The organism is Alcanivorax sp. HI0044 (genome assembly GCF_001634945.1).
The window spans coordinates 1-657 of the sequence record NZ_LWEZ01000228.1 but is presented as its reverse complement, the minus strand read 5'-3'; the positions used below and the strand labels follow the sequence as shown (position 1 = coordinate 657).

Annotated in this window: 1 protein-coding gene; it reads right to left on the bottom strand. The window is 59.1% G+C overall.

Translation table 11 applies throughout. The annotated features are described in order from the left end of the window. Nucleotides 1–495, bottom strand: a 495-nt coding sequence (locus tag A3730_RS02965) for a magnesium transporter (protein WP_197477244.1), incomplete at its 3' end; no start/stop codon positions are given. Nucleotides 496–657: the final 162 nt, after the last annotated feature.

The window sequence follows — 657 nt, the reverse complement described above, 5'->3', positions numbered from 1 at the left end:
GCCGCGGCGACGCAGGTAGCGTTGAACAACTTCGAAGGTGATCTCCGGGCGCACGGTGATCACGTCCGTGTTCATCAGGCCACCGGCGGTGTCTTCCGGGTAGCTGAGCACATGCTCCAGCCGTTCGCGGTTCTGTTCGTCCAGGCTGGCCATCACCTGGGAGGTGACATGGTCCGGCAGCTCTTGCAGCAAATCCGCCAGGTCATCCGTGTCCAGTTCTTCTACCAGCGATACCAGTTCGTCAGTGGACAGGTTGCGCAGCAGTTCTACCCGGACCTCTTCGCCCAGGTATTGCAGGACTTCGGATTCCTGATCTTTATGCAGCAGCTGCCAGAGAATTTCCCGTTCCCGTGGCGGGGAGGATTCCAGTAAATGTGCCGCTTCCGCGCCGGGCAAATTGTTGATCAGCTGACGTACCTGGGTATAGGTACCGCTGGCCAGGGCGCGGTTAATGGCTTTTAAATGCTGTTGGCTACGGCTGCTATCGGCGGGCATGGCTCCTCCTTGCTGGAAGAGAGTTTACACGAGGCGGTGTGAAGGCCGAAGCGTGGCCGGTGGGATGGCGGTAAAGAGTGGTAAATTCCCCGGTGATTCGCGGGTTTACTCGCCTTCGTCGAAACAGCGGGCGAACAGGTCTTCCAGTTCGTCCATGGCGTG